The following is a 23,993-nucleotide window of genomic DNA, read 5'->3' as shown; positions in this document are numbered from 1 at the left end:
TCCTTGATGCATATGGCAGGGACCTTGGCACCTTCTCAACAGCAGTGCGGCCTAATTGGCTTGTTGTGCAGAGGCTTCTTGCTTCCTCGAAGTCTGTTTGGCGTATGTGCAGGCAATGGCGGTACGCTCACTGCGCTGCGCGAATCCGGAATGGAGGCTACTACCAGTCCATCTCATCGGCGCTTCTCAGTCCTTTCAGGTCAAGCGGGCAACCGCAGTTGCGGTTTTCCCACAGAAAATCTCAACAAGCTTCCCGTTGCTGTTCGCACGGTGCCTTGTGTCTCCTGGTTTAATTCGATCAAACCAAGCGCATCCCGCGCGCCAAGCCCATGGGGCATTCCTGATAAGGCGCACTCGAGACGCTTGCATGGGCGGCATATATACACGCCAGAAACTCCGGGCCGATCGTTGCGCTTGGCGCAACTGCTTGCTCGGCTTCGCGCTCTGATCCGGCCCGAAAACGGGCGGTGACTTCGCCCCATGCGCGGGCGAGTATAGCAATGTCGGGTAAGTGCTTCAATTAGCAGCGAAAATGCTAGACTAAACAAATGATAGATCGATCAAAAAATGATCAGCCACGCGTGCAGTTGATGGAAATCGACGCTGAGCACGCGGGCCAGCGGCTGGACAACTATTTATTGGCACGCCTCAAGGGCGTTCCGCGCTCGCTGATCTATCGAATCGTACGCAGCGGAGAGGTGCGAGTGAATAGCGCTCGCGCTCGCCCCGAACAGCGGCTGGAGGGAGGTGACAGGGTACGAATCCCGCCCGTGAGGGTGGCGGATCGACCAAGCGCGGCGCCAGGCAGGGGGCTGATCGAGACGCTCGCGGGCCGGGTTTTGTACGAAGACGAAGGGTTGCTGGTCGTCAACAAACCGAGTGGCCTGGCCGTACACGGGGGCAGCGGGCTATCTCTCGGCTTGATAGAGGCACTGCGATCGATACGCAGCGATGCACGCTCGCTGGAATTGGTGCACCGGCTCGACAAGGACACCTCTGGGTGTGTGTTGATCGCAAAAAAGCGTTCCGTGCTGCGCCACCTGCATGCGGCCTTGCGTGATGGCACGATCACCAAGACCTATTCGACGCTGGTGCAGGGTCGCTGGCCGAAGCGCCGTACCCGTGTTGCCGTTTCGCTGGAAAAAAATACCGTCAGCTCGGGAGAGCGGGTGGTGCGGGCGGATGAGGGCGGCAAGGCGTCGGAGACCCGGTTCCGCATCGTTCGCGTGTTTCGCGAGGCGAGCTTGCTGGAGGCGCAGCCCGTGACCGGTCGCACCCACCAGATCCGGGTGCACGCGCAGGTGTCAGGGCATCCGGTGGCAGGCGACGAAAAATACGGTGACCGGGGGTTCAATCGGCACCTGCGTGACTTGGGGCTGCGCCGGCTGTTTCTGCACGCGAGCTCGCTTTCTTTCGAGCTTCCGGACGGGCGACCGCTCGATATCAGTGCGCCTCTGGACCAGGTGCTGCTGGATGTGCTCGAGCGGCTCGACCCGTGAGATGCTCCCCGCCGCACATTTTCATATTCGACTGGGATGGCACGTTGAGTGATTCCGTGGGGCGGATCGTTATCTGCCTGCGCCGTGCGGCACTGGATCTGGGGCTGGAGGATCTCGGGGACGATGCATTCAGCGAGGTGATCGGGCTGGGGTTGCCGCAAGCCATCGCTCAGCTGTATCCGGGGCTCGATGCAGATACAGGCGAGCGCTTCCGTGTCGGCTACGCGGGCCATTTCATCGCTGAGGATATTGCTCCATCGAAGCTGTTTCCGAAAGCATTGGAGGTGCTCGAGGAACTGAGGGCGCGCGGACACTACATTGCGGTCGCTACCGGCAAGAGCCGGCGTGGCCTCGATCGCGTATTGGCATCGATGGGGATGGAGGGCTTTTTCCACGCCACGCGATGCGCCGATGAAACAGCCTCCAAGCCGGACCCGCGCATGATCCTGGAGATCATCGAGGAGCTGGGTGAGGCGGTTGAGCAGGCGGTCGTGGTGGGCGATACCGAATACGATATGGACATGGCGCGCCGGGCCGGTGTGGCTGGAATTGGCGTGAGCTATGGCGTGCATTCGCCGCAGCGCCTGGCTCTTTATCGCCCGTCGTTGATAGTGGGCTGTCTCAGCGAATTGCTGGACTGGGTCCCGGGATCATCGGGCGAGTACGTTGATGCCGATTTGTGCGAGAAAGCTGGTGAGGCGGATCAGCGGTAGTCCCTCGAGGCTGGTGGGGTCATCGAGCGCCAGTTGTTCGAACAACGCGATTCCCAGGCCCTCGACCTTGAAGCTGCCAGCACAATCGAGCGGTTGTTCGCGTTCGACATAGTCACGTATCGAGGCGTCATTCAGCGCCCGAAACCGGACCCTGCAGGTTTCCACCGCGATGTGTTCCTGCCCGGATGCCGGGTCCAGCACGCAAAGTCCGGTCAGAAAGCGTACTTCGCGAGCTGATACGCTGTGTAGCTGGGCGATGGCCGTTTCTGTGGAGCCGGGTTTGCCAAGCAGGCGATCCCCCGCAACGCCGGCCTGGTCAGAGGCAATTATCACTGCATCGGGATGCACCAAAGCCACGGTCCGGGCTTTCAGGATGCTGAGACGGGTGACCATCGCCTCGGCCGATTCTCCATCGAGGCGCGATTCGTCGACGTTGGCGGCGATCGATTCGAATGGCAGGCCAAGTCGTGCGAGCAGCAGGCTGCGATACGAGGAGGCCGAGGCGAGAATGATCCGAGGCATGTCAGGAACGGGTCCGGAAGGGAGTCGGGTCGTTGAACTATGCGAATAATTCGCGGATTTTCAATCATTTATTTTTTGACACCCCACAAGCTCGTCACTATCATGGCGCGCCTATGTCTACCACCCGGGTGCCGAGACACGCTGATTTGCGCAAACTGGCTGCAGCCGGTGTGTGTCTGGCTGGTTCGATTCCGATCGCCCAGCTTGGGCGTTTGTGTGCGGAATTGCTCTCGTCGACCGGCGATGTGGCGGTCGAGCTGCAGTTTGGAGTGGATGATGAAGGCTTGCGGGTCATCGAGGGCAATGCCGAGGCATCGCTGAGTTGTACCTGTCAGAGATGTCTTGGTGAAATGTGCCTGGTGGTGCAGGCCCGGATAAACCTGGCGATGGTCCGGGATGAAGCGCAACTCGCGGCGCTCCCGACGCGCATCGATGGTCTTGTGGTTGGTGACGAACCTGCGGATTTGTATGGCATCGTCGAAGATGAATTATTGCTGGCGCTGCCATTTGCGCCGCGCCACGCCGACGAGCAATGCAGCATGGCAGTCGAGCCTGTCGCAGCGCTTGCCGGAGACGCCGGTGGCGAACGCGTGAAACCGTTTGCCGAAGCACTGGAGCTTTACAAGTTGGACCGATCCTGAATGCTCTTTGGCGCAGGTTCGGAACGTTGAAATGCCAGCATCCGCTGGGCTGATATTCAGTTGTTATTCGAGGAGCTAATCATGGCCGTTGGACAAGCCAGAATGACCAGATCCCGCCGCGGAATGCGTCGGGCCCACGATGCGTTGAGTGCATCCGCGCTCTCGAGCGACGCGACCAGCGGCGAGACACATCGCCGCCATCACGTGACCGCGGACGGCTTCTATCGCGGGAAAAAAGTAGTGGAGACGAAAAAGGACTGAGTATCCGGTCCTTGTGCCTCCATGAGAAACTCGGCGGCGAGCCTGTGAAGTGCTCGCCGTTTTCGTGTCTGCTCCTGCGTAAAGGAGGCTGAGATGGCGCCACGTCTGGCATGCGTTTTCCCGGGACAGGGTTCTCAGCGCGTCGGGATGCTGTCCGCGATGGCGGCGGTGGAACCGCTGATCGGGAATACTTTCGACGAAGCATCGAGCGTGCTGGGCTATGATCTGTGGCGGCTTGCGCAGACCGGTCCGCAGGAAGAGCTGAACCTGACGGAGCGAACCCAGCCGTTGATTCTCACCGCCAGCGTGGCGCTCTGGCGGGTATGGTCAGCGCGCGGTGGCGTGCGTCCCGAGTATATGGCCGGGCATAGCCTTGGCGAATTCACCGCGCTGGTTTGTGCGGGTGCTCTGGAGTTCGCCGATGCGGTGCGACTGGTTCGCAATCGCGGAGCGTATATGCAATCGGCGGTACCGGTCGGGGAGGGCGCCATGGCGGCTGTGCTCGGACTGGATGATGATCTGGTCGAACTGGCCTGCATTGAGGCGGCTGGCTCCGAGGTCGTGGCAGCGGTGAATTTCAATTCCCCGGGCCAGGTAGTGATCGCAGGTCATACGGCCGCCGTGCAGCGCGCTATCGCTGCATGCAAGGAAAAAGGCGCCAAGCGAGCCTTGCCGCTCCCGGTCAGCGCCCCTTTTCATACCAGCCTGATGAAGCCTGCCGGTGAGCAGCTTGCGCGCGATCTTGCCGGTATCCGTATAAGTGCGCCCGCAGTGCCGGTGGTGCACAATGTTCATGCGGGTACCGAATCCGAGCCGGAGCGGATCCGCGAACTGCTGGTGCAGCAGATTCATAGCCCGGTCAAGTGGACGCAGTCGGTACGCTTCATCGTCGCGCAACAGGTTGCCATGGTTCTCGAAGTCGGCCCTGGCAAGGTGCTTGCCGGACTGTGCAAGAGAATCGATGGCGGACTCGAATGCCACGCCAGCGAGGATCCCGATGACATGAAGATTTCAATTGCGGCAGCGGCCGCCTGACCCGGGAGGGGCGTGATATGCAGCGCGTGTGTCTGGTTACCGGCGCGAGCAGGGGCATCGGAGCGGCAATTGCGGATTCGCTGGGTGCGCTCGGTCATGTCGTGATCGGCACAGCCACCACCGATTCCGGCGCGACGCGCATCTCCGAGCGCTTTGCCGCAGCCGGTATTGCCGGTACCGGGATGGCGCTCGATGTCGCCTCGCCAGCAGCCATCGATGATGTCCTGGCGAGGATCGTGGATGCATACGGTGCACCATTGATCCTGGTGAACAATGCCGGCATCACGCGCGACAACATCCTGATGCGCATGAAAGAGGAAGAATGGCAGGGTGTTATCGACACCAACCTCAGCTCCGTTTTCCGCCTCAGCAAGGCCGTGATGCGTGCAATGACCAAGGCGCGCTGGGGGCGTATTGTCAGCGTCAGCTCGGTGGTTGGTTCGATGGGCAATGCGGGGCAGGCAAATTACGCCGCGAGCAAGGCCGGGATGGAAGGATTCTCGCGTTCGCTGGCGCGGGAAATCGGCTCTCGCGGAATAACGGTGAATTGCGTGGCACCGGGTTTTATCGACACGGACATGACGCGCGAGCTTCCGGACCAGCAACGCCAGGGTTTGCTGGAACAGATTCCGGCAGGACGATTGGGAGACGCTGCGGAAGTGGCGGCAGTAGTGGCCTTTCTTGCCTCGGAGTCAGCTGGATACGTGACCGGCGAGACGATTCATGTAAACGGTGGCATGTACATGCGCTGAGCGCATTTTGTCAATATATTAAATGTTGCGGAGATTCAGGGTAGAATCCTTGCTCGCGTTGCAGCACAGCGCGGGAATTGGTGAAACCGGTTGCAACGACGTACTCAACCCTTAACAGGAGCACGATACGAAAATGAGCAGCATCGAAGAACGCGTCAAGAAGATAGTCGCGGAGCAGCTTGGTGTGAAAGAGGAGGATATCCAGAACTCTGCTTCCTTCGTGGAAGACCTTGGAGCCGACTCTCTCGACACCGTTGAACTGGTCATGGCTCTTGAAGAGGAGTTTGAGACTGAGATCCCGGATGAGGATGCGGAGAACATAACCACGGTCCAGCACGCCATCGATTATATCGAATCCCATTCCTGATCAATGCCCGTCGGAAGGCTCCTGCGGCACACTGGATCGCGGTGTGGCAGGCGGCCTTCCAAGGCCTCCGTCCGGCGGATTTTCTGATGCTGCGGTGGACCGGATGCGTGGCCGGCACGTTGGTGATGAATTTCTGATGTCTTTGTCCGGGTTGCGTCTGTTACGTCCCGCCATTAAAAAGACGTTTCGCAAACGGAGTTCGCCGCAATGAAGCGACGCGTGGTCGTAACCGGGATGGGTGTAGTCACCCCCCTTGGAAACTCGGTTCCCGAGACATGGGATGGCATCGTCAATGGCCGCAGCGGTATTCGGCCGATCGAACATTTCGACGTTTCTGCTTATTCGACGCGCTTCGGTGGATCGATTCGCGATTTCGATACCTCCTTCCTCCCGCCCAAGGAAGTGCGCAAATTCGACGAGTTCATACTCTATGGCCTGGGCGCTGCAGTGCAGGCCATGGACGATTCGGGGCTCGTGGTCGACGAATCGAATGCTGCACGCATCGGCGCGGCAATCGGATCCGGCATAGGTGGCATCGCCTCGATCGAGAAGAGTCATCAGATCGTCATCGAATCAGGGCCACGACGCATCTCGCCGTTTTTTGTACCCGGATCGATCACCAACATGATCGCGGGCTATCTGTCGATACGCTATGGTTTCAGCGGCCCCAATCTGGCGGTGACAACCGCCTGCACCACGGGCACCCACAATATCGGCCTGGGGGCGCGTCTCATCGCGTGGGGCGAGGTCGATGCCATGGTGGTGGGTGGATCGGAAATGGCCACGACGCCGGTAGGCCTTGGCGGTTTTGCCGCGGCCAGGGCATTGTCGACGCGAAATGAAAATCCGGCGGCGGCGAGCCGACCCTGGGACCAGGACCGCGATGGCTTCGTGCTGAGCGACGGTGCCGGAGTGCTGGTGCTGGAGGAACTGGAGTGCGCGCAAGCGCGGCGCCCGAATTCACGCGGAGGTGATCGGTTTTGGCATGAGCGGTGATGCCTGTCACATGACCTTGCCTCCCGAGGATGGGCGCGGAGCGAGTTCCTCGATGATGAATGCGATCCGCGACGCCGGGATCGCGCCCTCGGATATCGACTATATCAACGCACATGGGACCTCGACTCCGGCCGGAGATGCAGCGGAATTCCGCGCCGTGCAGCGTATTCTCGGCAATGCAGCGCAAGATGTTGCAATGAGCTCCACGAAATCCATGATTGGCCATCTGCTGGGAGCAGCAGGCGCGGTCGAGGCGGTATTCAGCATTCTCGCGATTCGCGATGGGGTTGCCCCACCGACCATAAACCTCGACAACGTCGATGCGGATTGTGTTCTGAACTGCGTGCCGCATGTGGCGCAGGAGCGCAAGATCGATGTGGCCCTGTCGAATTCCTTCGGTTTTGGCGGGACCAACGGATCGCTGATTTTCCGGCGGTTCTGACGGGTATTCCGATGAGTCAGGATTCGCAGGAAGCGTTGGTGTGGGTCAATGCCAGGGAAGGTGCCTCGCCGGAGGCGGGTGATCGCGGGCTGGCTTATGGTGACGGGGTGTTCGAGACCATGCGCTACAATGAAGCGCGCATTCCCTTGCTCGACAGGCACATGGACCGGCTGGATTCTTCCTGTCGCCGCCTGTCGATACCCGTCGATCTTGATCAATTGCGCAGCGAGATCGGCGCCTTTGCTGGCGCGGCCCGGAGTCGTGGCGCACGTGGCATTATCAAGCTGATCGTGACGCGCGGCACCGGCGGCGCGGGCTACCGCACGGATGCGCACGCAACGCCGACGCGTATCCTGATACGGCAAGCATTGCCTGATTATCCTGTATCGCGTGCTGCCGAGGGTGTGGCGGTGCGCTTCTGTGATGCGCGGCTCGGCATGAACGTGACCTTGGCCGGCATCAAGCATCTCAACCGGCTGGAGCAGGTGCTTGCACGCATGGAGTGGGCGGACGATGACATCGTGGAGGGCCTGATGTCCGATTCGCGCGGGCGCATTGTGGAGGGAATTTCGACCAATGTATTTCTCGTCAGCGGTGGTCGGCTGATCACGCCGATCATAGAAAGCTGTGGTGTTGCCGGCGTCATGCGCGGATACATCATCGATGAAGTGGCACGGTCGCTGGGTATCGCCGTCTCCACCACGAATTGTGAACGGGCACTGCTCGCGGGGGCCCAGGAGTTGTTCATCTGCAACGCCGTGATCGGTGTCTGGCCGGTGCGCAAGCTTGGAGCAAAAGGCTATGCGGTAGGTGCGGTCACGCGCAAGATCCGGGATTATGTGGCGCGGCAGTTCGCGGCTTAGCGGCATCGGGCACTATGCCCCGGCGGCGCTTGCGGCGGGCGTTTTATCGTTGTTCATCGCCTGCCAGGCGCTGCTTTACTGGCTCGACAAACCGAGGCACTTCGACGCACCCGAGTTGGTGGAGTTGCGTGCGGGAACCAACCTCACCGTATTTCTGGACGATCTTGGCGAGCGCGGAATACTGCCCCATCCGGACTGGTTGCGCTATTACGCACGGCTCATTGGTGTCGCGGATGCGGTGCGTGCCGGTGAGTACCTCCTGGAGCCCGGTATCACGCCCCGAGGCATACTTCAGAAGCTGATCAAAGGCGAGGTTGTGCTGTATTCGGTGACCATCATCGAAGGCACGACCGTCAGGCAGATGTTGGCCCAGCTGCATGCGCAACGCAATCTGCAAGTACTGATCGACCCTGCAGAGCCGGATGCTCTTCTGCAATTGCTCGGCGCGGACAAGGAACTGAAATCCGCTGAGGGGGTCTTTTTTCCCGACACCTATCAGTTTCATGCGGGCATGAGCGATCTCGATATCCTGAAGATGTCTCATCAGCGCATGCAGCAGATACTCGAGGAAGAATGGCAAATGCGGGTTGACAACCTGCCGTATGCAAACTCCTATGAAGCGCTGGTGATGGCTTCGCTGGTGGAAAAGGAAACCGGGCTCGCCTCGGAGCGCCCGGATATCGCGGGCGTATTCGTCAGGCGATTGCAGCGCGGCATGCTGCTGCAGACGGACCCGGCAGTGATCTATGGTGTCGGGAGCGAGTTCACCGGTAATCTGACCCGAGTGCATCTTCAGACCCCGGGCCCCTACAACACCTATCTGAACCCGGGTCTGCCACCTTCTCCCATTGCGTTGCCGGGACGCGCGGCGATCACCGCGGCGCTGCATCCGGCCGGGGGAGATACCCTGTATTTTGTGGCGCGTGGCGATGGTTCCCACGAGTTCAGCACGACGCTCGATGCGCACAATGCCGCGGTGCGCAAGTTTCAGATCCGCAAGCGTGCCGTGAACTATCGTTCGAGGCCGACAGGATGAGCGGGTCGCAACGGGCTCGACCGGTGAAACGCGGAAAGTTCATCAGCGTCGAGGGCGGCGAGGGTGCGGGAAAGAGCACCAACATCGCGGTAGTGCGCGAGATTCTCGATTGCTCCGGCTTGAATGTGGTGGTGACCCGTGAGCCCGGCGGGACGCCGCTTGCGGAGGATATCCGAGCGGTGTTGCTGGCGCGCAGGGAAGAGCGCATGTGTGACTCTACGGAACTGTTGCTGGTTTGCGCGGCACGCGTACAGCATGTGCAAATGGTCATCGAGCCGGCGCTGGCGCGCGGGGATTGGGTGATCAGCGATCGTTTCGGTGATGCCACGCTGGCCTACCAGGGAGCCGGCAGGGGGATGGATACGCGTGCGATCCTCGAACTGCACAAGCTGCTGCTGGGTGAATTCGCGCCGGACCTCACCCTGCTGCTGGACGTTCCGGTAGCGGCGGGCATGCAAAGAATGCAGGCGCGCGGTGATCCGGACCGTTTCGAGATCGAGGACGAAGCGTTTTTTGAACGAATCAGGGCTTGTTATCTGGATCTGGCACACGCACAACCGGAACGGTTCCGGATCATCGATGCGGGTCGGGCGCTTGTTGAGGTAGAGCGCTCGGTGCGGGCCGTGATGCAGGATTTTCTGGATAGGCACAATGTCTGATGATGCGCGTGTGCCGGTGACAGCGCCGTTGCCCTGGCAGTTCGATGACTGGGCGCGTCTTTCAGGCAGCATCCGCAAACGTCGCCTGCATCATGGCGTGCTGCTCGGCGGGCCGGCAGGCATTGGCAAGCGTCTGTTGAGCGAACGGCTCGCCGCGGCAATATTGTGCGGTCATCTCATCGAAGGCGAGCCGTGTGGTGAATGCAAGAGCTGTTCGTTGATGCGGGCGGGCACGCATCCGGACCTGTTGCGGATCGCACCCGAGGAGCCGGGCAAGCAAATCAGGATCAACCAGATAAGGAACGAGCTCGGCGAATTCGTGATGCGTACGTCCAGTGTCGCGCAGGCAAAGGTGGTAATGATCGATCCGGCGGATGCAATGAATCACAGCACCGCGAACTGCCTGCTGAAGAGCCTGGAAGAGCCGGCGCCGGACACCCATCTTGTGCTCGTAACCGATGCTCCGGCGCGCCTTCTTGCAACCGTGCGCTCGCGTTGCGAACAACTGCGTCTGCGACCGCCTGCTCCCGGGCAGGGGCTGGCGTGGCTGACAACGGTCGCGGGTGCCGAGGACGCGGCCGACGCGCTCGAACTGGCTTGCGGCTGTCCGTTGGCTGCGCTCGAGCTGCTGCGCGACGGGGGTTTCGGACAGTTCGAGCGGGTGGCGAATCTGATGTTTCGCGCAGCCGATCCCGGGGCCTGGATTCCGGTGTTGGTGTCGGAGTATGCCGATCTGGATCTGCGCGTGCTGCTCGAGTGGATTTTCATGTTTCTTCTGGACTTCAGTCGATCCCTGACCACAAAAGATCCTGCCGTCGCACGGCTGCGCCGCACCACGGGAGATTATGTCGCTTTGACCGGCCGTAGCAGCGCCCGTCATGTTGCGCGTGTGTTGCAGCGCACTGTCGCAGCCAGGCGCGATGCCATGTCCACGGCGAATCCGAATCGCCAGCTATTGCTGGAGGCCCTGATGATTGACTGGCAACGTGGCTTTGTGGGCTGGCAAAAAGCCTGATGACTCGCTACCCTTCTATCGTTGACCAGCGCGAGAGTGCAGCATCCGGTTATGAGCGCACAGCAGGGAACCCGCAACGGGATATTGTCGTTGACCATCAAGGACAAGGCGGTGCTTTATGCCGCGTATATGCCATTTCTGCAAAATGGCGGGCTCTTCATCCCCACCAACAAGCCCTATCGGATCGGGGATGAGGTGTTCATGCTGCTGAACCTGATGGAGGAGCCGGAGAAAATACCGGTGGCCGGAAAGGTTGTATGGGTAACGCCAAAGCGGGCACAGGGGAACCGCGCCTCGGGTATTGGCGTGCAATTCAACGGGCAGGATGACACGGCCAGCAAGAAAATCGAGACCTATCTCGCCGGTGCGCTCGATTCAGAACGTCCCACGCACACGATGTAGCGCTGCGGCCCCGTGTGGCCGGGCAATACCATGCTGATAGACAGCCACTGTCATCTCGATTACCTGACCGGCCCGGACCGCAACATGGATATCGAGGTCGTTCTCGGATCCGCCGCCGCGGCAGGGGTCGGAGGGGTGCTCACCGTGTCGGTGGACAAGGACAATATTCCCCGCGTATTGCAGCATGCGCGTCAACATCGCCAGGTCTACGCCTCGGTTGGTGTTCATCCGATGTCCTGCGTGGACGAATTGATCGATGAAGAGACTCTCGTTGCCCTGACCCGGGAACCCAAGGTGGTTGCGGTTGGCGAAACCGGTCTCGATTACTACTACGAGGGTACGCAGGCAGAGTTGCAGCGCCAGAGCTTTGCCATGCATTTGCGTGTCGCTGGCAGGACTTCGTTGCCCGTGATTGTGCATACGCGGTCCGCGCAGGAAGACACGCTGCGGCTGATGGGCGAACATGCGGACCCGAAGTCGGCCGGCGTGATGCATTGCTTTACCGAATCCGCAGAGATGGCTGCGGCAGCCATGGAGATGAACTTCCTGATTTCATTTTCGGGAATCATTACCTTTCGCAACGCCACGGAGTTGCGCGAGGTGGTGCGCCAGGTTCCTCTCGAACGCCTGCTGGTCGAGACAGACTCGCCGTATCTTGCCCCGGTGCCACATCGTGGTCGTACCAATGAGCCCCGGTTTGTCGTCGAGGTCGCGGATGCGGTGGCGCAGATCAAAGGCGTGTCCAGAGCGGTGGTTGATGCGGTGACCACCGAGAATTTCTTCAGGCTGTTTACGCGTGCGCAGCCCGCCTGAGTATGCCGCTACACGCGCTTCCATTCGGCCTTGGCCTCATCGAGGGATTCTACGGCCGTGGCTGGGAAGAGAGAGATCGCCGGGACTGCATCGAGTTCCTCGCGAAGTCCGGTTATCACTATTACGTCTATGCTCCCAAGGGCGACCCATGCCTGCGAAAGAACTGGCGAGGGCGCTGGGCCGCGGATGCCGAGCGGCTCATGCATGACATTTCCGCGCAGTGTGCGCGTCAGCAGCTATTGTGGGGGACGGGCCTGTCGCCGCTCGGCCTGGTTGAAAACCCGACCCCGGGAAATCGCCAGAGTCTGCGCGACAAGGTGCGCTACCTGGACGGCTTTGGTACGCAGATACTGTGTATCCTGTTCGATGACATGCCGCGCGGTGTGGATAGCCTTGGCGAACTGCAATGCGAGCTTGTGCAGGAGGTGTTGTCGGTGACCTCGACGCCTCATGTGCTGGTATGTCCCAGCTACTACAGCGCCGATCCGATATTGGAGAAGCTCTTTGGGTCGATGCCTCCGCGATACTGGGAAACGCTCGGAAGCACCCTGCCGCTCGAGGTCGGGTTGTTCTGGACCGGGGAGCAGGTCTGTTCGCGATCCTATGACGAGGAGTCCTTGCGCCGCATTGCCGGGAGTTTTGGCCGCTTGCCGGTGCTGTGGGACAACTACCCGGTGAATGATGGCGCAAAGGCTTCGCGGCTTCTCCATCTCGATGCTTTCCGCAATCGACCGGCTTCGCTCGCGCAACTGAGCACGGCACATTTTGTCAATCCCATGAATCAGTGCTGGCTGTCACGGATTCCGCTCGCCACGCTGCCGCGATTGTATCGGGATGGCCCGCGCTATGAGCCGGATGTCGCGTTTCGGCGGGCGGCGGACGAGCTTTGTGGCCGGGAAATGGGCGCGTTGCTGGCAGAGGATCTGGGCTTCTTTCAAACGGCGGGACTTGCATCGCTTACCCCGGATTTGCGCAGAATGCTGGTTGATCGATATGGCCGGCATGACTCCCCCTATGCGCGGGAACTCCTCGACTGGCTGGCCAATGGCTATGCCTTCGATCCGGCGTGCCTCACTGACTGACCGGCAGCTATGCCACAGGTAGTGGTTTTCGCGGCGGCGCGATTCCTATAATCTGCGCTCTTCTGCTTCAATTCGACCGGAGTCATCCATGCACTTTCAGGGCAAGGCGATCAGGCTGCAACTGCTGCCGGACGGTATCGCGGAACTGTGTTTCGATCGCGCTGGCGATGCCGTAAACAAGTTTGATCAGTTGACGCTGGGCGAGCTTCGGGAGGTATTGCAGTTGCTCGGGTCGGCGCAGGATGCGCGCGGCGTGCTGATCTGCAGCGCCAAGCCGGAATCCTTTGTCGTTGGTGCGGATATCACGGAGTTTGGTGCTCTTTTCCGTCTCGGGGAGGAAGCGCTGCTGCAGAGCCTGGCGCAGGCGAACGCGATTTTCAATATGCTGGAGGATCTTGGACTGCCGAGCGTCTGTGCAATCAACGGATCGGCTCTTGGCGGCGGACTCGAATTGTGTCTGGCTGCCGATGCCCGCGTCATGGCCGCGTCGGCGCGAATCGGCTTGCCGGAAGTGAAACTTGGCATCAATCCCGGGTTTGGCGGAACGGTGCGATTGCCGCGCTTGATCGGGATCGACAACGCCGTGGAATGGATTTGTGGCGGTCGCGAGTACAAGGCGGATGCGGCGCTGGCGGTTGGTGTCGTCGATGCGATCGTGGATCCCTCGAAGCTTCGCGACGCGGCGCTTGATCTGCTCGGACAATGTATTTCCGGTGAATTGGATTATGTAGCGCGACGGCGCGAGAAGGTTTCGCCGGTTTTGCTGAACGATGTCGAGCGCATGATGGCGTTCATGACCGGCAAGAGCGTTGTTGCCGCGCAGGCTGGTCCGAACATGCCGGCCCCGGTGACTGCCGCGAAATCGATGGAAAAATCTGTCGGCTTGGCGAGAGACGAAGCACAGAAAGTGGAGGCGAAATTCTTTGCACGCCTCGCCATGGGCAACGAGGCGGACAGCTTGATCGGTCTGTTTCTGAACGAGCAGGTGGTATCCAGGAAAGCGCGGAGTCTCGGGAAAGCGGGGCGCAGCGTGAGCAAGGCGGCGGTGCTTGGCGCAGGAACCATGGGCGGTGGCGTGGCTTATCAATCCGCAAGTTGCGGTGTGCCGATCGTGATGAAGGATATCGCCGAGCGCGGGCTCGAGATCGGTATGGCGGAAGCCGGAAAGTTGCTGGCCGGGCAGGTCGACAGGGGGCGGATGTCGGCGATTTCCATGGCAGGCGTGTTGTCGGCGATCAGCCCGACGCTCGACTATGACGGGTTCGCCGGCGTGGATTTTGTGGTGGAGGCGGTAGTCGAGAACGAATCAGTCAAAAAGAAGGTGCTGGCTGAATGCGAAGCAACGCTGGGCGAAGATGCCATTCTCACCAGCAACACCTCCACCATTTCCATTACCCGGCTGGCGACTGCATTGCAGCGCCCGCAAAACTTCTGTGGCATGCATTTCTTCAATCCGGTTCACCGCATGCCTCTGGTCGAGGTCATACGTGGTGAGCACAGTTCCGATGCGGCCATCGCGACCACTGTTGCATACGCGCGAACCCTGAAGAAGACTCCGATCGTGGTACGTGACTGCCCGGGGTTCCTGGTCAACAGGGTGCTGTTTCCGTATTTCGGTGCGTTTGACCTGCTGCTGCGCGATGGTGCGGATTTCACCCATATCGATCGCGTGATGCAGAAATTCGGCTGGCCGATGGGCCCGGCCCATCTCATCGACGTGGTCGGTATCGATGTGGCGCATCACGCCGCCGGCGTGATGGCGGCGGGCTTTCCCGAGCGCATGAAAGTCGATTTCCGCTCCGCGGTGGATGTATTGTTCGACAGCGGACGTTACGGTCAGAAGACCGGGGCCGGGTTCTACCGCTACGAGCAGGACAAGCGCGGCAAACCGGTCAAGAGTCTGGATCCCGTGGTTGCCGCGATGCTCCAGGAGATCTGTGCGCCGGCGCGTGAATTTGCAGATCAGGAAATAATCGAGCGGATGATGATTCCGATGTGCAATGAACTCGTGCGTTGTCTCGACGAGAACATCGTTGATTCGGCCGGTGAAGCCGACATGGCGCTGATTCTTGGTATTGGCTTTCCGCTGTTCCGTGGTGGGGCGTTGCGCTACATGGATCATATGGGATTGAACGATTTCTGTGCCGCTGCCGACAGATTTGCCGATATCGCACCGGTGTATGCGGTGCCGCAGTCGCTTCGCGAGCGCGCACGGAACGGCAAACGCTTCTATTCCTGACCGGGCTGGTCGATTTACGTATTCGGGGGAGATCCAGGGTGAGCTACCAAGACGACGACGTGGTGATAATCGATTGTGCACGCACGCCGATGGCGCGCTCGAAAAACGGGGTATTCCGCCACGTGCGGGCCGAGGATTTGTCCGCGGACCTGGTCAACGCCCTTTTTGCCCGCAACCCGGCCATCGATCCGGCAAGCGTCGAGGATGTAATCTGGGGCTGCGTCAACCAGACCGAGGAACAGGGCTGGAACGTCGCCCGGATGCTGTCGTTGCTGACGGTGGTGCCGCACAGTGCCGGTGCCCAGACCATCTCGCGTCTTTGCGGCTCGTCCATGTCGGCGTTGCATATCGCGGCGCAATCGATCGGGACTGGCTACGGTGATGTGTTCCTCGTTGGCGGTGTGGAGCATATGGGGCATCTGCCGATGGACAAGGGCGTCGACCCCAATCCCAGGCTCAGCAAACACGTGGCGAAGGCGGCCGGCCTGATGGGTATTACCGCCGAAGGTCTGGCCATGCTGCATGGCATCACGCGTGAACAGCAGGATGCATTCGCCGTGCGCTCGCATCGGCTGGCGGCGCTCGCGCAGGACGAAGGGCGCTGGGAGCGTGAAATCATTCCCGCGCGTGGGCACGATGAGCATGGACTGAGCTTTCTGGTGCGTGCGGACACAACCGTTCGTCGTGACACGACCATGGAAGGTCTGGCGGTGTTGGCGCCCGCTTTCGATCCCCGCAATGGAACCGTAACGGCGGGCACCTCCTCGCAAATTGCCGATGGCGCTTCCGCGATGATCGTGATGTCGGGTCGCAAGGCAAGGGAGTTTGGCGCAACGCCTCGGGCGCGTATCCGTGCAATGGCGGTTGCGGGAGTGGACCCGTCGATCATGGGATACGGACCGGTTCCGGCCACCCATAAAGCGCTGGCGCGGTGCGGGATGTCGATGTCCGATATCGAGGTGGTCGAATTGAACGAGGCGTTCGCCGCCCAGGCGCTGCCGGTGCTGAAGGACCTCGGTCTGCTCGATGACATGGATTCCAGGGTGAATCTCAATGGTGGCGCGATCGCGCTTGGGCATCCATTTGGCTGCTCCGGCGCGCGCATCACCTCGACCCTGATCAATGTACTGGAACAGCGCGACCGGACGATTGGCCTGGCCACGATGTGTATTGGCATGGGACAGGGAATCGCGACGATTGTCGAGCGTCTTTGATGAGGCTCAGGTCGTGACGCTGATCGTGTTCGTGAGAGGCTGAGGCGTGCTTGCACCGGCGGAGTCGAGGCGATGGCTGCTGATTGCCAGCTATGCTTCCGTGGGAGTGGCCGTATTCCTCATCGTGGTGAAATCGGTCGCATGGATCTACACCGGCTCCGCCAGCCTGCTTGGTTCGTTGCTGGACTCGGTGATGGATTCCATGGCCTCGCTGGTCACCATGGCGGCTATTCATTACTCGTTGAAGCCCGCGGACGAAGAACATCGTTTCGGTCACGGAAAGGCCGAGTCGCTCGCGGCCCTCGCACAGGCAGGGTTCATCCTCGGCTCCGCGATATTGCTGTTCCTGTATTGCATGCAGAAACTGCTGCGTCCCGCAGGGCATGCAGTGGAAAACGCCGACATTGGCCTTGCCGTTACCGCGTGTGCGATTGTGCTGACGATCGGTCTCGTGCTGCTGCAGAGTTATGTCGTCAAGCTCACGAATTCCACCGCGATCAGCGCCGATCGGTTGCACTACAAGTCCGATTTGCTGCTGAACGTCAGCGTCATCGTGGCGCTGGTATGTGCACAGCGTGGTTTCGGGATGGTAGATGTGATTCTCGGAGTGTTGATTGCGCTGTTCATCAGTTATGGCGCACTGCGCATCGGGTGGGATGCGTTCGGCATGCTGATGGACCGCGAATTGCCTCCGGAAGTCGATAATGCAATTTTCGAGCTGGCTATGGTCCATAGCGGCGTGATGGGCGTGCACGACCTGCGCACCCGGCGCTCGGGTTTGAGGTACGTGATCCAGCTGCATATTGAAATGGCCGATGATATGCCGCTACTGCACGCGCATCGGATCGCCGATGAAGTGGAAGCCGCACTTCTTGGCAAGTTTCCGGGGGCCGATATCATCATCCATCAGGATCCGCACAGCATCGTGGAGGAAGAGGCTGCTTTGGCCCGGCGTGTTGTGTCATAGTCGCGCCGTGGGTCAGACATCCGGCTGCCGCTCGCGGTGCTCGGTGTCGCCAATGCACAGGCCGCATGTCTCTCTCGCGTACGTGTCGGAAGGGGGGCAAAAGCGATTATAATCATGAAGTTGGTGGCTTTTTTTGAGAAACCAATCGATGCGATGCCAGAGACAGCGCGAAAGTGGGGGAACTGGTAGACCCGCTGGATTTAGGTTCCAGTGCCGCAAGGCGTGAGAGTTCGAGTCTCTCCTTTCGCACCATCTCCGTGCTTTGAGTCCAGAAAGCAAAATCCCGTGCTAGAATGCGCGCCCTTGCAGCGGGCGCAAGCACCTGACCGAGCCTGGAATGTGCGCCGATCCGGCTGTCTTTAGAGATGACACGGGGCAGTTACTCTGCCGCAGGCAGAGGCGTGCCCCGAGCCTGCCACTGTGCGCGGTTATTGGCCCCGTGAATCGTGGTGACAACAGATTTTGAGAGAGAGGTTTGAAATGCAGGTTTCCGTTGAAATCACTTCGGGACTTGGTCGGCGGCTGACCATCGGTGTACCGGCGGCACGGATCGATTCCGAGATTGCCGCGCGCCTTGAAAAGGCGGCCAAATCCATAAGATTGAAAGGTTTTCGGCAAGGCAAGGTGCCGATGAAGGTCGTGCGTCAGCGTTTTGGGGCAGGTGTGCGTCAAGAAGTGCTGGGCGAGGTCATGAGCCAGTCATTCTATGAGGCGGTTCGGCAGGAGGATCTAAAGCCTGCCGGGCAACCGGTCATCGAGCCGCGGGCCTTCGGTAGCGGGCGTGACCTTGAATTTACCGCGACTTTCGAGGTCTACCCGGAAATCGAACTGATCGATTTCGGCAAGCTCAGCGTAGAGAAACCGATTGCCGAAGTCACCGAAGCGGACATCGATCACATGATCGATGTGCTGCGCAACCAGCAGGCGACCTGGATTGCGGTCGAGCGTGTGGCCCGGGATGGGGATCGGGTGAACATCGATTTCACCGGCCGGCGAGATGGCGAGGAGTTTGACGGCGGAAGTGCCAAGGGCAGCGATCTGCACCTGGGCACCGGGCGGATGATTCCCGGTTTTGAATCCGGCCTGGAGGGAATGGCGAGCGGCGAAACGAGGACTCTTGATCTGCGTTTCCCCGACGAATATCACGCGGAGAATCTGCGCGGCACACAGGTGCAGTTTGAAGTCCGGCTGAATGCGGTTTCGGAGAAGCAGCTTCCGGAGCTCGACGATGAGTTTTTCGCGCGCTACGGCGTTGCGGAAGGCGGCCTCGATGCCTTTCGTGTCGAGGTGCGCTCGAACATGGAGCGTGAACTGAAGCAGGCGCTACGCAACAAGGTCAAGGGGCGGGTCATCAACTCGCTGCACGAGCGCTCGGACATCGCCGTCCCGCAAGCACTCGTCAAGCAGGAAATCGGCGCCCTTCGCAAACAGACCTTGCGCCAGTTCGGCGGTGATGCGGCACGCATTGACGAGAACATGCTGCCTGACGATATGTTCCGCTCCCAGGCCGAGCGCCGGGTGGCGATGGGCCTGTTGCTCGGGGAAGTGATTCGCAAGGAAGCGCTCAAGGCCGACGCTGCCCGCGTACGGGCGGTCGTTGAGGAGATGGCCTCCACCTACGAGGAACCGGAGGAAGTCATCAGCTGGTATTACGGAAACAGGGAACAACTCGCCTCGGTCGAAGCCGTGGTGCTCGAGGATCAGGTGATCGATCTGATTCTCGAGCGCGCCGCAGTAACCGAGCTCCGTTGCACCTACGAGGAAGCGCTGCGCGCAGATGCTCCCCGGCCGGCGCAGCCCTGAGTTCCAGCTGGCGCGCGGGTTCGCGCGCCCCGATATTCGCACCCATCTGGCAGGAGAGATCATGGAGCAACGCGGAGAGCGTCAATCACAGGCCATTACCGGCCTTGGGCTGGTACCGATTGTTGTAGAGCAAACCGCGCGCGGAGAGCGCTCTTATGACATCTATTCGAGGCTGCTGAAGGAGCGTGTTATCTTCATGGTTGGCCCCGTCGAGGATCATATGGCGAATCTGGTCGTCGCCCAGATGCTGTTTCTCGAGTCGGAGAATCCGGACAAGGACATACACCTTTACATCAATTCTCCGGGGGGATCGGTCACTTCTGGCCTCGCCATCTATGACACGATGCAGTTCATAAAGCCCGATGTGAGCACAATGTGTATTGGTCAGGCCGCGAGCATGGGTGCGTTTCTGTTGGCCGGAGGGGCCGCTGGAAAGCGCTATGCGCTGCCGAATTCGCGCATCATGATCCACCAGCCGAGCGGTGGCGCGCACGGGCAGGCGTCCGATATCGATATCCATGCGCGCGAGATTCTCATCATACGCGAGCGGCTGAACATGTTGCTGGCAAAGCACACCGGGCAATCCATTGAAACAGTGGCGCGCGATACCGAACGCGATAATTTCATGAGCCCGGACAAGGCACGCGAGTATGGCATCGTCGATGAGGTTCTCAGCGGGCGCCCCGGCAAATAGGTACCAATTTGGGGCTATCCTGCTAGACTTTCCGGCAATGCGGGCAGCTGGCGACCATCCGGAGACCGGGGGAGCCGATTTGATGTGTGAATCCATTCGGGCGGAGCGGGAATGACGAAGGAAAGCAGCAGCGACAAGAGCAAACTTCTGTACTGCTCTTTTTGTGGCAAGAGCCAGCATGAAGTGCGCAAGCTGATTGCCGGGCCATCGGTGTTCATCTGCGATGAGTGTGTCGATCTGTGCAATGACATCATCCGCGAGGAAGTCCAGGAATCCTCGAGCGATTCGTCCAAGGGCAAGCTGCCCAAGCCGCGCGAAATCTGCCAGACACTCGATGAATATGTCATCGGGCAGCGACATGCCAAGAAAGTCTTGTCGGTCGCGGTCTACAATCATTACAAGCGTCTTCGCGAAGGCGAGCGCCAGCGTGACGATGTCGAACTGGGCAAGAGCAATATCCTGCTGGTCGGCCCGACGGGTAGCGGCAAAACCCTGCTCGCCGAGACGCTGGCGCGGTTGCTGGACGTGCCGTTCACCATTGCCGATGCCACTACCCTGACCGAAGCCGGATACGTCGGCGAGGATGTCGAGAACATCATCCAGAAGCTGCTGCAGAAAGCGGACTACGATGTTGAAAAGGCCCAGATGGGTATCGTCTATATCGACGAGATCGACAAGATTTCCCGCAAGTCGGAGAACCCCAGCATCACGCGGGATGTGTCTGGCGAAGGCGTACAGCAGGCACTGCTGAAGCTGATCGAAGGCACCATTGCGTCGGTTCCGCCGCAGGGTGGCCGCAAGCATCCGCAGCAGGAATTTCTGCAGGTCGATACCTCGAACATCCTGTTCATCTGCGGCGGTGCGTTTGCCGGTCTTGACAAGATAATCCGGGATCGCTCGGAAAAGAGCGGGATCGGCTTTTCGGCTGAAGTCAAAGGCAAGGACGAAGCCAAGAATATCAGCCAGTTGCTGCGTGAACTGGAGCCTGAAGATCTGATTCGTTATGGCTTGATTCCTGAATTCGTGGGCAGATTGCCGGTGATTGCGACACTCGAGGAACTCGATGGCGCGGCGCTGATCCAGATTCTCACCGAACCAAAGAACTCGCTCACACGTCAGTTCAAGAAGCTCTTCGACATGGAGGGCGTGGAGCTGGATTTCCGCGAAGATGGACTTCGGGCCATTGCCGAACGTGCGCTTGCGCGCAAGATCGGTGCGCGCGGGCTGAGGTCCATTCTCGAGTCGGTGTTGCTCGAGACGATGTACGAGATCCCATCCGAGCGTGACATCACCAAGGTCGTGATCGACGAGTCGGTGATCAGGGGTGACTCGGAACCGCTGAAAGTCTACGAATCCGTGCAGCCAAAGGCGGCGCCGGGCGAATGAGCTTGCGCGCGGCGCAAGACGCGCCGGGCCACGTCCTGTAGAATCTCCCTCATCGATCGATCCCGGCTTGTGCGCCGGGGTGTCTGTATTCATGCCCTCCGGGGGCAAGGAGTTGATACATGAAGTCCGGAACTGGCGCTCTGGCGACGTTGCCGTTGCTGCCACTGCGTGATGTCGTGGTTTTTCCGCACATGGTGATTCCATTGTTCGTCGGTCGCGAGAAGTCGATCAGTGCGCTGGATGCGGCGATGTCTGCCGAGAAGAAAATTCTGCTGGTCGCGCAGCGCAGCGCCGCGGAGGATGATCCCGGACAGAAGGAAATATACAAGGTTGGTACCGTCGCCAACGTGCTGCAACTGCTCAAGCTGCCGGACGGCACCGTCAAGGTGCTGGTCGAAGGCAGCGAGCGCGCGCTGGTCGAAGCGGTGACCGAGCATGCCGACTATCTGGCTGCGGATGTTCGGCTGACGCCGGGCAATCGCCTGCAGGATAAAGAAGGCGAAGCGCTTGTGCGTGCCTGCATGCGCCTGTTCGAGCAGTACGTAAATCTCGGCAAGAAAGTGCCGGCGGAAGTACTGAGCGCACTCAGCGGCATAGATGATCCCGGGCGCCTGGCTGACACCATTGCTGCGCACATGTCGCTCGAACTCGCCCAGAAGCAGGAAATTCTCGAGCTAACGGGAACGGCGGAGCGCATCGAACACCTGATGGGTCTCATGGAAGGCGAGATCGAACTGTTCCAGGTCGAGAAGCGTGTTCGCGGCCGGGTCAAGAAACAGATGGAGAAGAGCCAGCGCGAGTACTACCTGAACGAGCAGATGAAGGCGATCCAGAAGGAGCTTGGAGATCTGGAGGATGCCCCCAGCGAGTTCGAAAATCTCGACAAGCGTATTCGCGGCGCGGGCATGGCGCGTGAAGCCGAGACCAAGGCGCTTGCCGAACTCAACAAGCTCAAGATGATGTCGCCGATGTCTGCCGAGGCATCGGTGGTGCGCAGCTACCTCGACTGGATGGTTTCCGTGCCGTGGAAAAAGCGCAGCAAGGTGCGCAATGACCTCGCACGTGCGTCACAGATCCTGGAACAGGATCACTATGGCCTGGAAGAGGTCAAGGAACGGATTCTCGAATATCTTGCAGTGCAAAAGCGCGTCGGCAAGGCCAAGGGGCCAGTGCTGTGTTTTGTCGGGCCGCCAGGCGTTGGAAAGACCTCGCTCGGTGAGAGCATTGCCCGTGCGACCAACCGCCGCTTCGTGCGCATGGCCTTGGGCGGGGTGCGTGACGAGGCGGAGATTCGCGGGCATCGACGCACCTACATAGGCTCCTTGCCGGGCAAAATCCTCCAGAAGCTGTCCAAGGCCGGGGTTCGCAATCCATTGTTTTTGCTCGACGAAGTCGACAAGATCGGGATGGATCACCGCGGTGATCCCGCCTCGGCATTGCTGGAGGTTCTGGATCCCGAGCAGAATCATGCGTTCAATGATCATTATCTCGAAGTGGACTACGATCTTTCCGATGTGATGTTCATCTGCACGTCCAACTCGATGAATATTCCTGCGCCTTTGCTGGACAGGATGGAAGTGATTCGTATTCCCGGCTACACGGAAGACGAGAAAATCAATATCGCCGAACGGTATCTGGTACCGAAGCAGTTGAAAAACGCCGGACTGTCCGGCGATGAGCTCGGATTCGGGCGGGGCGCCATCCGCGACATCATTCGTTATTACACCCGAGAGTCCGGTGTGCGCAATCTGGAGCGCGAAATTGCCAAGATCTGCCGCAAACAGGTGAAGCGGCTGTCGCTGAAGAACAACGTCGAGGAAGCCCATCCGAAGGTGACGGAGAGTGCGCTCGAGGAATACAGCGGCGTGCGCAAATTCCGCTATGGCGAAGCGCTCGATCAGAATCGTGTCGGTCAGGTCACCGGGTTGGCCTGGACACAGGTAGGCGGAGAGTTGCTGACCATCGAGGCAGTGGCGGTCCCTGGCAAAGGGCGACACGTACGGACCGGTTCGCTCGGAGATGTAATGCAGGAGTCGATCCAGGCTGCGATGACGGTCGTGCGCAGCCGTGCAAAAATGCTGGGGATTCGCCCCGATATCCACGAAAAATATGATCTGCATATACACGTGCCCGAAGGCGCGACGCCCAAGGATGGCCCGAGTGCGGGAATCGGCATGTGCACGGCGATCGTGTCCGTACTGACCGGTATCGCAGTGCGTGCCGATGTGGCGATGACCGGAGAAATAACCCTGCGCGGACAGGTGCTCGCGATCGGTGGCCTCAAGGAGAAACTGCTGGCAGCGCATCGCGGAGGCATCAAGACGGTCGTGATCCCCGAAGAGAATGAGCGCGATCTGAAGGAAATTCCAGAGAACATAAAGAGCGCGCTTGAAATACGCCCGGTACGCTGGATAGATCAGGTTCTCGACATCGCGCTCGAGCGGATGCCCGATCCGGTATCGGACGAGGAGTGGAAGCGGCTGAGCGAAAAAGCTGCGGCAGAGATCGAACGCGGTGTTGATGAAAGCAGAATCAACACGCATTGAGTCAGTGTATCGCTTGACCTTCTTGGGCGCTGGTGGTGTAAACTTC

At 60.0% G+C, this 23,993-nt stretch carries 22 protein-coding genes, 1 tRNA gene and 1 pseudogene; 23 read left to right on the top strand and 1 reads right to left on the bottom strand.

Annotation, left to right across the window (positions count from 1 at the left end; translation table 11 throughout):
* The first annotated feature begins 548 nt into the window (after positions 1-548).
* Together rluC and IPF49_02950 are read left to right on the top strand one after the other, a co-directional pair.
* The gene (gene rluC, locus IPF49_02955; protein ID MBK6286606.1) at positions 549-1,499 is read left to right on the top strand and encodes a 23S rRNA pseudouridine(955/2504/2580) synthase RluC; all 951 of its coding nucleotides are present in this window, start codon (positions 549-551) and stop codon (positions 1,497-1,499) included.
* A 17-nt stretch (positions 1,500-1,516) separates the two neighbouring features.
* Entirely contained in the window at positions 1,517-2,212 is a 696-nt protein-coding gene (locus IPF49_02950; GenBank protein ID MBK6286605.1) for an HAD-IA family hydrolase, read from the top strand.
* On the opposite strand, the gene maf is transcribed toward IPF49_02950, so the two are convergent.
* Complete coding sequence (gene maf / locus IPF49_02945) at positions 2,150-2,734, bottom strand: septum formation protein Maf (protein ID MBK6286604.1); 585 nt, start codon at positions 2,732-2,734, stop codon at positions 2,150-2,152. The genes IPF49_02950 and maf overlap by 63 nt on opposite strands.
* 32 nt (positions 2,735-2,766) lie before the next feature.
* Between maf and IPF49_02940 the strand changes: the two genes are divergently transcribed.
* The 21 genes and pseudogenes from IPF49_02940 (at position 2,767) to lon (ending at position 23,947) form a co-directional block, all read left to right on the top strand.
* Positions 2,767-3,375 carry a DUF177 domain-containing protein gene (locus tag IPF49_02940; GenBank protein MBK6286603.1) on the top strand — a complete coding sequence of 203 codons (609 nt, stop codon included), beginning with the start codon at positions 2,767-2,769 and terminating at the stop codon, positions 3,373-3,375.
* Between the two features lie 81 nt (positions 3,376-3,456).
* A complete protein-coding gene (rpmF, locus tag IPF49_02935; GenBank protein MBK6286602.1) occupies positions 3,457-3,636 on the top strand; it encodes a 50S ribosomal protein L32 in 180 nt (59 codons plus the stop codon).
* Between the two features lie 93 nt (positions 3,637-3,729).
* On the top strand, positions 3,730-4,671 hold the full coding sequence (gene fabD / locus IPF49_02930; GenBank protein ID MBK6286601.1) for an ACP S-malonyltransferase: 942 nt from the start codon (positions 3,730-3,732) through the stop codon (positions 4,669-4,671).
* A gap of 17 nt (positions 4,672-4,688) precedes the next feature.
* The gene (fabG, locus tag IPF49_02925; protein MBK6286600.1) at positions 4,689-5,423 is read left to right on the top strand and encodes a 3-oxoacyl-ACP reductase FabG; all 735 of its coding nucleotides are present in this window, start codon (positions 4,689-4,691) and stop codon (positions 5,421-5,423) included.
* Positions 5,424-5,556: 133 nt separating this feature from the next.
* Positions 5,557-5,790, top strand: a complete 234-nt coding sequence (gene acpP / locus IPF49_02920) for an acyl carrier protein (protein MBK6286599.1) — start codon at positions 5,557-5,559, stop codon at positions 5,788-5,790.
* A 234-nt stretch (positions 5,791-6,024) separates the two neighbouring features.
* Positions 6,025-7,228, top strand: a pseudogene (fabF, locus tag IPF49_02915) (beta-ketoacyl-ACP synthase II).
* Between the two features lie 11 nt (positions 7,229-7,239).
* On the top strand, positions 7,240-8,091 hold the full coding sequence (gene pabC / locus IPF49_02910; protein MBK6286598.1) for an aminodeoxychorismate lyase: 852 nt from the start codon (positions 7,240-7,242) through the stop codon (positions 8,089-8,091).
* On the top strand, positions 8,066-9,127 hold the full coding sequence (mltG, locus tag IPF49_02905; protein MBK6286597.1) for an endolytic transglycosylase MltG: 1,062 nt from the start codon (positions 8,066-8,068) through the stop codon (positions 9,125-9,127). The genes pabC and mltG overlap by 26 nt, the downstream gene beginning before the upstream one ends.
* Entirely contained in the window at positions 9,124-9,786 is a 663-nt protein-coding gene (locus tag IPF49_02900; GenBank protein MBK6286596.1) for a dTMP kinase, read from the top strand. Before mltG ends, IPF49_02900 begins: the two co-directional genes overlap by 4 nt.
* Positions 9,779-10,801 carry a DNA polymerase III subunit delta' gene (gene holB, locus IPF49_02895; protein ID MBK6286595.1) on the top strand — a complete coding sequence of 341 codons (1,023 nt, stop codon included), beginning with the start codon at positions 9,779-9,781 and terminating at the stop codon, positions 10,799-10,801. The genes IPF49_02900 and holB overlap by 8 nt, the downstream gene beginning before the upstream one ends.
* A gap of 51 nt (positions 10,802-10,852) precedes the next feature.
* Complete coding sequence (locus IPF49_02890) at positions 10,853-11,203, top strand: PilZ domain-containing protein (GenBank protein ID MBK6286594.1); 351 nt, start codon at positions 10,853-10,855, stop codon at positions 11,201-11,203.
* 30 nt (positions 11,204-11,233) lie between these two features.
* A complete protein-coding gene (locus tag IPF49_02885; protein MBK6286593.1) occupies positions 11,234-12,016 on the top strand; it encodes a TatD family hydrolase in 783 nt (260 codons plus the stop codon).
* Between the two features lie 2 nt (positions 12,017-12,018).
* A complete protein-coding gene (locus IPF49_02880) occupies positions 12,019-13,098 on the top strand; it encodes a beta-N-acetylglucosaminidase domain-containing protein (protein ID MBK6286592.1) in 1,080 nt (359 codons plus the stop codon).
* A gap of 88 nt (positions 13,099-13,186) precedes the next feature.
* A complete protein-coding gene (gene fadB, locus IPF49_02875) occupies positions 13,187-15,337 on the top strand; it encodes a fatty acid oxidation complex subunit alpha FadB (GenBank protein MBK6286591.1) in 2,151 nt (716 codons plus the stop codon).
* 38 nt (positions 15,338-15,375) lie between these two features.
* Positions 15,376-16,551 carry an acetyl-CoA C-acyltransferase FadA gene (gene fadA, locus IPF49_02870; GenBank protein MBK6286590.1) on the top strand — a complete coding sequence of 392 codons (1,176 nt, stop codon included), beginning with the start codon at positions 15,376-15,378 and terminating at the stop codon, positions 16,549-16,551.
* Between the two features lie 46 nt (positions 16,552-16,597).
* Entirely contained in the window at positions 16,598-17,518 is a 921-nt protein-coding gene (locus tag IPF49_02865) for a cation diffusion facilitator family transporter (GenBank protein MBK6286589.1), read from the top strand.
* A 167-nt stretch (positions 17,519-17,685) separates the two neighbouring features.
* A tRNA-Leu gene (locus IPF49_02860) sits at positions 17,686-17,770 on the top strand.
* Between the two features lie 228 nt (positions 17,771-17,998).
* On the top strand, positions 17,999-19,321 hold the full coding sequence (gene tig / locus IPF49_02855; GenBank protein ID MBK6286588.1) for a trigger factor: 1,323 nt from the start codon (positions 17,999-18,001) through the stop codon (positions 19,319-19,321).
* Between the two features lie 109 nt (positions 19,322-19,430).
* Positions 19,431-20,015 (top strand): ATP-dependent Clp endopeptidase proteolytic subunit ClpP, encoded by a 585-nt coding sequence (gene clpP / locus IPF49_02850; protein ID MBK6286587.1) that lies wholly within the window; start codon positions 19,431-19,433, stop codon positions 20,013-20,015.
* A 111-nt stretch (positions 20,016-20,126) separates the two neighbouring features.
* Positions 20,127-21,401: an ATP-dependent Clp protease ATP-binding subunit ClpX gene (gene clpX / locus IPF49_02845; GenBank protein ID MBK6286586.1), complete on the top strand. Its 1,275-nt coding sequence runs from the start codon at positions 20,127-20,129 to the stop codon at positions 21,399-21,401.
* Positions 21,402-21,520: 119 nt separating this feature from the next.
* The gene (lon, locus tag IPF49_02840) at positions 21,521-23,947 is read left to right on the top strand and encodes an endopeptidase La (GenBank protein ID MBK6286585.1); all 2,427 of its coding nucleotides are present in this window, start codon (positions 21,521-21,523) and stop codon (positions 23,945-23,947) included.
* Positions 23,948-23,993: the final 46 nt, after the last annotated feature.

Source organism: Gammaproteobacteria bacterium, assembly GCA_016705365.1.
Classification (GTDB): Bacteria; Pseudomonadota; Gammaproteobacteria; order Pseudomonadales; family UBA5518; genus UBA5518.
The sequence above is the reverse complement of the archived record's forward strand: the minus strand, read 5'-3'. Positions and strand labels throughout refer to the sequence as shown.

What these genes read in the sequence shown, in the direction of transcription:
- rluC (MBK6286606.1), top strand. Translation starts at nt 549, where the DNA reads ATGATAGATCGATCAAAAAATGATCAGCCACGCGTGCAGTTGATGGAA.
- maf (MBK6286604.1), bottom strand. Translation starts at nt 2,734, where the DNA reads ATGCCTCGGATCATTCTCGCCTCGGCCTCCTCGTATCGCAGCCTGCTG.
- rpmF (MBK6286602.1), top strand. Translation starts at nt 3,457, where the DNA reads ATGGCCGTTGGACAAGCCAGAATGACCAGATCCCGCCGCGGAATGCGT.
- fabD (MBK6286601.1), top strand. Translation starts at nt 3,730, where the DNA reads ATGGCGCCACGTCTGGCATGCGTTTTCCCGGGACAGGGTTCTCAGCGC.
- fabG (MBK6286600.1), top strand. Translation starts at nt 4,689, where the DNA reads ATGCAGCGCGTGTGTCTGGTTACCGGCGCGAGCAGGGGCATCGGAGCG.
- acpP (MBK6286599.1), top strand. Translation starts at nt 5,557, where the DNA reads ATGAGCAGCATCGAAGAACGCGTCAAGAAGATAGTCGCGGAGCAGCTT.
- pabC (MBK6286598.1), top strand. Translation starts at nt 7,240, where the DNA reads ATGAGTCAGGATTCGCAGGAAGCGTTGGTGTGGGTCAATGCCAGGGAA.
- mltG (MBK6286597.1), top strand. Translation starts at nt 8,066, where the DNA reads ATGTGGCGCGGCAGTTCGCGGCTTAGCGGCATCGGGCACTATGCCCCG.
- IPF49_02900 (MBK6286596.1), top strand. Translation starts at nt 9,124, where the DNA reads ATGAGCGGGTCGCAACGGGCTCGACCGGTGAAACGCGGAAAGTTCATC.
- holB (MBK6286595.1), top strand. Translation starts at nt 9,779, where the DNA reads ATGTCTGATGATGCGCGTGTGCCGGTGACAGCGCCGTTGCCCTGGCAG.
- IPF49_02890 (MBK6286594.1), top strand. Translation starts at nt 10,853, where the DNA reads ATGAGCGCACAGCAGGGAACCCGCAACGGGATATTGTCGTTGACCATC.
- IPF49_02885 (MBK6286593.1), top strand. Translation starts at nt 11,234, where the DNA reads ATGCTGATAGACAGCCACTGTCATCTCGATTACCTGACCGGCCCGGAC.
- IPF49_02880 (MBK6286592.1), top strand. Translation starts at nt 12,019, where the DNA reads ATGCCGCTACACGCGCTTCCATTCGGCCTTGGCCTCATCGAGGGATTC.
- fadB (MBK6286591.1), top strand. Translation starts at nt 13,187, where the DNA reads ATGCACTTTCAGGGCAAGGCGATCAGGCTGCAACTGCTGCCGGACGGT.
- tig (MBK6286588.1), top strand. Translation starts at nt 17,999, where the DNA reads ATGCAGGTTTCCGTTGAAATCACTTCGGGACTTGGTCGGCGGCTGACC.
- clpX (MBK6286586.1), top strand. Translation starts at nt 20,127, where the DNA reads ATGACGAAGGAAAGCAGCAGCGACAAGAGCAAACTTCTGTACTGCTCT.
- lon (MBK6286585.1), top strand. Translation starts at nt 21,521, where the DNA reads ATGAAGTCCGGAACTGGCGCTCTGGCGACGTTGCCGTTGCTGCCACTG.